Origin of the sequence: Arsenophonus sp. ENCA (assembly GCF_002287155.1) — a bacterium.
GTDB lineage: Bacteria > Pseudomonadota > Gammaproteobacteria > Enterobacterales > Enterobacteriaceae > Arsenophonus > Arsenophonus nilaparvatae.
Window position 1 is genome coordinate 1 of the sequence record NZ_NHNG01000338.1, and the last position, 9,188, is coordinate 9,188.

General features: G+C 38.3%; 5 protein-coding genes and 1 pseudogene. All 6 read right to left on the reverse strand.

Annotation, left to right across the window (positions count from 1 at the left end; all coding sequences use genetic code 11):
* Nucleotides 1-469 precede the first annotated feature (469 nt).
* Nucleotides 470-1,771 (reverse strand): phosphopyruvate hydratase, encoded by a 1,302-nt coding sequence (gene eno / locus CBG25_RS09045; protein ID WP_290606157.1) that lies wholly within the window; start codon nt 1,769-1,771, stop codon nt 470-472.
* Nucleotides 1,772-1,825: 54 nt separating this feature from the next.
* Complete coding sequence (pyrG, locus tag CBG25_RS09050) at nt 1,826-3,475, reverse strand: glutamine hydrolyzing CTP synthase (RefSeq protein ID WP_290606158.1); 1,650 nt, start codon at nt 3,473-3,475, stop codon at nt 1,826-1,828.
* Between the two features lie 224 nt (nt 3,476-3,699).
* Complete coding sequence (gene mazG, locus CBG25_RS09055) at nt 3,700-4,491, reverse strand: nucleoside triphosphate pyrophosphohydrolase (protein ID WP_290606159.1); 792 nt, start codon at nt 4,489-4,491, stop codon at nt 3,700-3,702.
* 72 nt (nt 4,492-4,563) lie between these two features.
* Nucleotides 4,564-6,798, reverse strand: a complete 2,235-nt coding sequence (gene relA / locus CBG25_RS09060) for a GTP diphosphokinase (RefSeq protein WP_290606160.1) — start codon at nt 6,796-6,798, stop codon at nt 4,564-4,566.
* 13 nt (nt 6,799-6,811) lie between these two features.
* A pseudogene (rlmD, locus tag CBG25_RS09065) lies at nt 6,812-8,151 on the reverse strand (23S rRNA (uracil(1939)-C(5))-methyltransferase RlmD).
* A 665-nt stretch (nt 8,152-8,816) separates the two neighbouring features.
* On the reverse strand, nt 8,817-9,188 hold a 372-nt coding region (locus CBG25_RS09070; RefSeq protein WP_290603757.1), incomplete at its 5' end, for a transposase.

Consider the following 9,188-nt stretch of genomic DNA (forward strand, 5'->3'; position numbering starts at 1 on the left):
TAACAAGCTGAAAATTCAGCGGCTAAATTTTTCAATTCTTCGACTGATAATCCAATGATTGCTTTACATAAACGATTATCTCGTAACAGCCGCTCTTTGTTGATCATTTCAAACCTTTATTCTCTAAGTTAAACCTCTTTTTATTCTCAATAGCGTGACAAAAAATGCAAGTCTCTATTCAGCAACTAGTTTAATGTAGTAATAGTTATTCATGCAAAAATAATAATATCCAATTAAACGGCTCGCTGATCGCACAAAATTTTTCCCTACGCGGTGATAGTCTATTTGAAAACTTAGGATCGCTAATTCTTGGCCGGCAACCATGATAAATAAATTGATAATATTAATAAACAGTTGCATTATTAAGCGACAATAAAAGCATAAAAGAGATCCAAGGATTATTAATAAAAAAGGCGAGATAACAATAAGTCTCTCGCCTTTAATATATGACTAATCAATAACAGTAAATTTAAGCCTGGCCTTTAACTTCTTTTAGACCATTAAAAGGCGCTTTTTCACCTAACACTTCTTCAATACGGATTAATTGGTTATATTTAGCAACTCGATCAGAACGGCTCATTGAACCTGTTTTGATCTGGCCCGCTGCTGTTCCTACTGCCAAATCTGCAATCGTAGCGTCTTCAGTTTCACCTGAACGATGTGAGATAACCGCAGTGTAGCCGGCATCTTTTGCCATCTTAATTGCTGCTAAAGTTTCGGTTAAACTACCAATCTGATTGAATTTAATTAAAATAGAATTAGCAATTCCTTTTTCAATGCCTTCTTGCAAAATCTTGGTATTAGTAACGAATAAATCATCACCAACTAACTGAATTTTGTCTCCTAACACTTTAGTCTGGTAAGCGAAACCATCCCAATCTGACTCATTAAGACCATCTTCAATAGAAACGATAGGATATTGTTTGGTTAATTCTTCGAGATAATGAGTAAATTCTTGTGAAGTAAAAGTTTTACCTTCACCTTTCAGCTCATAATTACCCGTTTCCTGATTGTAAAATTCTGAGGCGGCACAATCCATTGCTAAAGTAATATCTTTACCTAACTCATAACCTGCTGCTTCAATGGCGTCCTTAATTGCGGCTAAAGCTGCGGCATTAGATTCCAAATTTGGTGCATAGCCACCTTCATCGCCGACCGCTGTATTCATCCCTTTGGCTTTTAACACTTTTGCCAAGTGGTGAAAAACTTCTGATCCCATCCGAACTGCTTCTTTCAAGCTTTTTGCGCCCACTGGCTGGATCATAAACTCTTGAATATCAACATTGTTATCCGCATGTTCGCCACCATTGATAATATTCATCATTGGTAAAGGGATAGAGAATTTACCCGCTGTGCCATTCAATTCAGCAATATGCTCATATAAAGGCATACCTTTCGCTGCCGCAGCCGCTTTTGCATTAGCCAGGGAAACGGCCAAAATCGCATTAGCACCGAATTTAGATTTATTTTCTGTACCGTCTAATTCGATCATGATTTTATCGATATTAGCCTGATTTTTGGCATCTTGGTCGATCAATGCATCAGCAATTGGGCCATTTACTGCTGCAACTGCCTTCAAAACACCTTTACCTAAAAAGCGATGTTTATCACCATCACGTAGCTCTAATGCTTCTCGTGAACCGGTCGATGCGCCAGATGGCGCCGCTGCTAAACCAACAAATCCGCCTTCTAAATGAACCTCTGCTTCAACAGTCGGATTACCACGGGAGTCGATGATTTCACGCCCGATGACTTTAACGATTTTGGACATTAAATTTTCCTCAGTACAAGTTAAATTTCAGCCAATGGTAACAAATTAATACCATTAGCCCATATCTATTTTCAACTGGCCTTGCTGATATTCCTTTGCGGCTTTAATAAAACCAGCAAATAACGGATGACCATCCCTTGGTGTCGAAGTAAATTCAGGATGAAACTGACAAGCGACAAACCAAGGATGGTTAGGATCCTCGATAATTTCCACCAGCTTATTGTCCGCTGAGCGTCCTGCAATACGTAAACCCGCTTCTTCAATACGCGCCAAAAGCTTACCATTGACTTCATAACGGTGGCGATGCCGCTCCATAATTGTGTCGCTATTGTACAACTCACGGACTTTACTACCTTTCTCTAAACGGCATAATTGGCTACCTACTCGCATCGTACCGCCAAGATCGCTCTTCTCATTACGAACTTTAATACTACCACTGTCATCAGACCATTCCGTAATTAAGGCAACAACCGGATATGGACAATCTGGCGCAAATTCTGTTGAGTTTGCCCCTTCCATACCAGCAACATGACGGGCATATTCAATCAGAGCGACTTGCATTCCCAGGCAAATACCCAAATAAGGAATATTATTTTTACGTGCGTAACGAGCTGCCATAATTTTCCCTTCGACACCCCGTTCACCAAAACCACCTGGAACCAAGATAGCATCAAGTTCTTTTAATAGTTCGGTACCACGCGCTTCAATATCTTCAGAATCAATCAGCTTGATGTTCACTGTTAAACGATTTTTTAAACCGCCATGTTTTAACGCTTCAATAACCGATTTATAAGCATCAGGTAACTCTATATATTTACCTACCATGCCAATAGTTACCTTACCTACCGGATTGGCTTGCGCTTCAATAACCTGTTCCCATTCAGACAAATCAGCTGCTGGGCAAGTAAGTTCAAATTTCTTACAAATATAGTCATCTAGCTGCTGAGATTTCAATAATGCAGGAATTTTATAAATTGAATCAACATCTTCTAATGAAATAACCGCTTCTTTCGGTACATTGCAGAAAAGCGCAATTTTTGCCCGTTCATTAACTGGAATAACCCGATCTGAACGGCAAATTAGCACGTCTGGCTGAATACCAATAGAAAGAAGTTCTTTTACTGAATGTTGGGTTGGTTTGGTTTTAACTTCACCTGCGGCAGGTAAATAAGGCACTAAAGTAAGATGCAGGAAAATAGTGTGTTTACGACCAACATCAACCGCTAATTGACGAATTGCTTCCAGAAACGGTAAAGATTCAATATCGCCCACTGTGCCACCAACTTCAACCAAAACGATATCGTGACCTTCTCCGCCACGAATAATCCGGTTTTTGATCTCATCAGTAATATGAGGAATAACTTGAATAGTTTCGCCCAAATAATCACCACGACGCTCTTTACGCAATACTTCAGAGTATACGCAACCGGTTGTGAAATTATTACGGCGTGTCATTTTAGTACGAATAAAACGTTCATAATGGCCCAGATCAAGATCAGTTTCTGCACCATCTTCGGTGACATAAACTTCTCCATGTTGGATTGGGCTCATCGTGCCTGGATCAACATTAATATAAGGATCCAGTTTCATAATAGTAACATTCAGTCCACGCGCTTCAAGTATAGCAGCCAAAGAAGCTGCGGCAATGCCTTTGCCCAGAGAGGATACTACCCCGCCGGTTACAAAAATATAATTTGTTTTCATGCTAAACCTGAAAATTTAGGTGTAAAAGACGATGAATATAACAGGACGGGAAAGCACTATACCCTAACCTTAAATCTGCTACAAATGTTCTAAACCTATTAAGGTTAACTTTTATCAATAATCTTTCAATATCAAGAATTAGCTTATGCAAATTCCTGTCAATAAATAGCTGCTCGATTATAACATCCTAACTGATACTTAATCCATTCAGCTAAAAATAATAATCACTCTTTTTTAATTTGCTGCCAAAGTTTTTCCATTTCATCTAGTGTAGCATTTTCTAATGAACCGCCTTTGTTTAAGATCAGTTTTTCTACACGGCGAAAACGGTGTTCAAATTTACGACACGCTTTTTGTAATGCTAATTCAGGTTCATGACCAAGATGGCGTGATAAATTAACCACCGCAAAAAGTAAATCACCAATTTCTTCTTCAATATGTGATTGGCTCGGTTCAGGCTTATTTATTTCTGCCAAAACCTCTTCAATTTCTTCATGAACTTTGGCTAATACCGGGGCAAATTTGTCCCAATCAAAACCGACAGCCGCACAGCGTTTTTGCATTTTGTTGGCTTTCATTAATGCCGGCAGTACTTGTGGAATATCATCTAAAACTGAATGCTGATTTTTTGCGGCCCGTTCTTTGACTTTATTTTTTTCCCAATCATATATTGCTTTATCGCTATTAATAATCGATTGTCCAGCAAAAATATGAGGATGACGTGATATTAACTTTTGACTGACAATTTGGCAGATTTCATTAAAATCGAATAATTTTTGTTCTTTTGCGATCTGGGCATAAAAGACAATATGAAACAGTAAATCACCCAATTCTTCTTTTAAAGCAGCAAAATCTTGTCGTTCAATAGCATCAACAACTTCATAAGTTTCCTCCAGCGTAAAAGGCGCTATTGTGGCAAAAGATTGCACTTTATCCCATGTACAACCATGTTCAGGATCACGTAACTGAGTCATAATCAATAACAATTGTTCTATTGCAGCTGAGTCCGTTTGCATATTATTTCCATCCGAAGTTAATAAAGTTCAAAAACCTATCAATGCGCCACTTACTAAAACATGATGTTATAGTTACGACTTAATATAACGTTTAGCCTCAAATACATCATGGAGTTGATTTAATTTTGCTAAAATACGACCTAAAACAGGTAAGTGATTGATTTCAATATTTAAATCAATAGTCGCCAATTGTTGTTTAACATCACTACGACTACTAACACTTAAAACATTTACTTTTTCATTAGCTAGAATAGTCGTAATATCTCTTAATAACCCACTACGATCATTAGCAATAATTCTCAATCCTAATGAATAACCACTAGCGTAGTTTTCACCCCAAATAGCATCGACAATTCTTTCTGGTGCATGCAATTGTAGCTCGATCAGTTGCTCACAATCGATACAATGGATCGAAATACCTCGACCTTTAGTAATAAAACCAACAATATCATCACCAGGAATTGGCTGACAGCAACGAGCAATGTGGTGCATTAAGTTGCCAACCCCTTCTACCACAATTCTACCGCTATCTTTTACTGGCAAGCGGATAGAGGATATTTTAGCTTCCAGTGTTTTTAACGCAGCGCGGTCTGCTTCTTCGGCAGTGGTTTGGCTAAACTTATTCTGTAAAAAATTTACTAGTTGATTAATCCGAATATCACCAACACCAATACCTGCCAGCACTTCATCCAATGAGTTAACGTTGTAGCGGGTTAATAACAACTTTTCCGCCTCTTTTATACTTATCGCCAGTTGATTAAGTTCGTTATCTAATATTTGTCGCCCTGCCTGGATATTCTTATCACGATCCTGCTTACGAAACCAATTGTGGATCTTAGCGCGACCGCGGTTTGTCGTAACATAGCCTAAATTTGGATTGAGCCAGTCACGGCTAGGATTGGGATATTTTTGCGTAATAATTTCAATTTGATCTCCCATCTGTAAGTGATAACTAAAAGGAACAATCCGGCCGCTGATCTTAGCGCCAATACAGCGATGACCGACATCACTATGAATATGGTAGGCAAAATCAAGTGGAGTTGAGCCAGCAGGCAAATCAATGACATCACCTTTAGGTGTAAAAACATATACGCGATCATCAAAAATCTGGCTACGAACCTCATCAAGTATTTCCCCTGAATCAGCCATCTCTTCCTGCCAGGCTATCAATTTTCTTAACCAAACAATACGATTTTCATAGCTACTGCCTTTGCCTGTTATTACCGCACCTTCTTTGTATTTCCAATGGGCGGCAATACCTAATTCAGCATTTTCGTGCATTTGTCTGGTCCGAATTTGTACTTCAATCGCTTTACCATTTGGCCCTAACACCACAGTATGAATGGATTGATAGCCATTCGGTTTAGGATTAGCAACATAATCATCAAATTCATCAGGTAAATGACGAAAATGAGTATGCACAATACCTAATGCAGCGTAACAATCCTGTAAACGTTCAACGATAATACGCACAGCGCACACATCAAACAGTTCATCAAAGGCCAGGTATTTTTTTTGCATCTTCCGCCAGATGCTATATATATGCTTCGGGCGGCCATAAATTTCTGCGGTAATACTTTCCTGTAGCATAAAATGTCGCAGTGACGAAACAAAATCATCAATATACCGTTCACGATCGATCCGACGTTCATGGAGTAATTCAGCAATCTTTTTATATTCATCCGGGTGTAAATAATGAAAACAGAAATCTTCTAGCTCCCATTTCAATTGTCCAATGCCTAAACGGTTGGCCAAAGGCGCATATATATTTAAGCACTCTTTTGCTGCTAAGACTCTTTCTTCTTCAGAGCGTTCCCTTACCTCACGTAAATGGGCAATACGTTCTGCGATCTTAATCACTACACAACGAAAATCTTCCACCATAGCGAGCAACATCCGACGAATATTATCTACCTGGGTAGAACTTTTTTCGCCTAATTTGCTAGCATTCAATTGGCGAATGGCGTCCATCTCCATCACACCTTTAACCAATCCGTGAATCGATTTACCAAATTCAATATTAATAATTTCCTCAGTGACAATTTTGGCATCAACTAAGGGAAACAGCATTGCCGCACGCAGACTATCGAGATCCATGCTTAATGTTGACAGGATTTCTCCCATCTCGATGCCACGCCATAGCAGTAATTGACGATGTTCATGTTGCTGAACTTTGCTATAGCAGTAATGCCAAAGTTCAATTAACTTTTGTTCTGAGTCATTGTTGGTAAGTTTGAGACTGGCAACCCATTTATCAACGGCAAATTCTCCTGCAGATGTCAAATGAGCGCTTCTAATTGCAACCATAATCTTTCCTTGCCTATTTGCTTAAATCGCGACAAAAAAGTGCCATAGACTCTAGATGACTAGTATGCGGGAACATATCTAACATCCTGACACTCATAAGTTGATAACCGGCTGTAAGTAATTGTTGACTATCTTTTACTAATGTCGTTGGATTACAGGAGATATAGACCACCCGTTCTGGTTTAAATTTGATAATATGTGGCATTACGCCCATAGCACCGGCGCGTGCAGGATCTAATAAGATTTTGTTAAAGCCCATTTTGCCCAAGGTTGACAGTCTATGTCAAACTCGAGATCAGCTTGATAAAACTCAACGTTGGTTAATTGATTTAAACTAGCGTTAAACCGTCCTTGCTCCACCAATTCAGCGACGCCTTCAACACCAACAACAGCATTAACATGACGTGCAATAGGTAAGGTAAAATTACCCATGCCACAAAATAGATCCAAAACCCTATCTTGCGGCTCAAGCGCTAACCAATCCAACGCTTGAGCAACCATTTTTTTATTAATTTCAGGATTTACTTGAATAAAATTCTGTGGATCAAATGTCAATTTCACATTCTCAATGGAATAATAAGGCTCACTATCATTACTTGCCAAACTAACAAGTTTAAGCCGATTGGCACTATTATCAACCAAATAAACATTGAGATTATAGCGCCTGGCAAAAGCAGTTAATAATATTTTATCATTAGTAGTTAACGGCTTAAGATGACGCAAAATAACAATCACGCCATTATCTGCATTAACAAGCTCAACATGACCTAAATGTTTAACTGCTGCCAATTTGTTTAAACAGTCAGCAACAGGAAGTAATAATTTTTCTAGTTCTGGCTGTAACACAGGACACATTTTCAGTTCTACTAACACATTTGATTGGCTCTGACGAAAACCCATGCGTAAACGACGCTCTGCATGCTGGTATTGAAGACCAAACCGCGCTCTACGGCGATATCCATACTCACTACCGGCAATAACTGGCAATGATTTTACCGCACTGCCCGTTTCCCGTTGAAATAAATATTCTAACCTACTGATTTTCGCAGCACGTTGAAGAGCCGGCGTCACATGTTGTTGTTGACAACCACCACAGATGCCAAAATGACGACAAAAAGGCGCCACCCGATCAAGATTATCAGTCAATCGTTTGCTCACTTTTGCCTTGGCAAATTGCCTTTTCTCTTCTGTAAATTGAATTTGTGCTTGCTCACCAGGAAATAAATCAGTAATAAAAATTATTTTTCCTTGATAATGCGCAACACCTTGACCCTTAACATCAAGACTTTCAGCTATTACTGTCAAATTATCGGATTTAACTTTACGCTGCTTTGAAGAATAAAATTGTACCATATCATTAAAGGTATAAAATTTTGTTAGTCTATTAATAAAGAAACTGTCATCTCATATATTATCGGAAAATTAAGTTCACTTTATTCATTTTCTCAATGAGGATGAAGAATAGTATCACATCTCGAAGCAATTGATGTAGGTTATCCACCATTAAATTGTTAATTATTTGTAATTTAAAGAAATAAAGCAATAGATTTATTTATTTTTGTAAAAAAATAAAAATAAAAAACAATGAAATAAATTCTCAAAAATCAAATAAACCAATATAATATTGCTAAATAATGTTATAAATTTATAACATAATGAAGTTTATTAAAATTTCAATTTCTGAATTATGTTATAACTAAATTGTTATCCAATTTCTAATAATAAATGTTATCAAAATCACTTTAATTATATAAATAGAGTAATTTAGATTACAATGGTTTTTAAATTCAAAACATTTTTCACTTATCAGACCTTAACTCGATATTTAATTAATATGTTTATTCTAAAGCATTACTTAAAATATTTTCCAATCTATATATTTAAGGGCACCTCGAAAAACTCAAGATTTTCAATTAACCCTTGGCTTTCATTCTAAATAATTAGATTTTTTTTGATTATCACGTTACTGATTCTATCGCACATTGCCCTGGCTAGGGCCATTTGATCCATTCTGGGCGTCAGAAAGCCACGATGCACGCGCTCTGGAAGTACGCCAACCGCTTTAGGTTGTAACATGCTGCCATCATCGTCATGGCAAAATTAGCGCGCACCTGTCCAATGGTGCGGATCAGTTTTCTACCCATTTGTTCCATCGCCGCAAATGCATGTTCAACCCGTGCCCTAGTCTTTGCAATCCTGTGGTTTCGCCCTTGCTGAGTCTTGGACAACGGTTTGTTTCGATGGCCTTTACGCTGAATCTGGCTCCTATAGCCGTTTGCCTTCAGCCAAGCTTCCCGCTCCGCAGAGGGATAGCCTCGGTCGGCGTAGATATTGCGATTGGTGTTGGCCTTGTCAATGACCCTTTCGAAATGCTGACTGTCGTGGGTGCT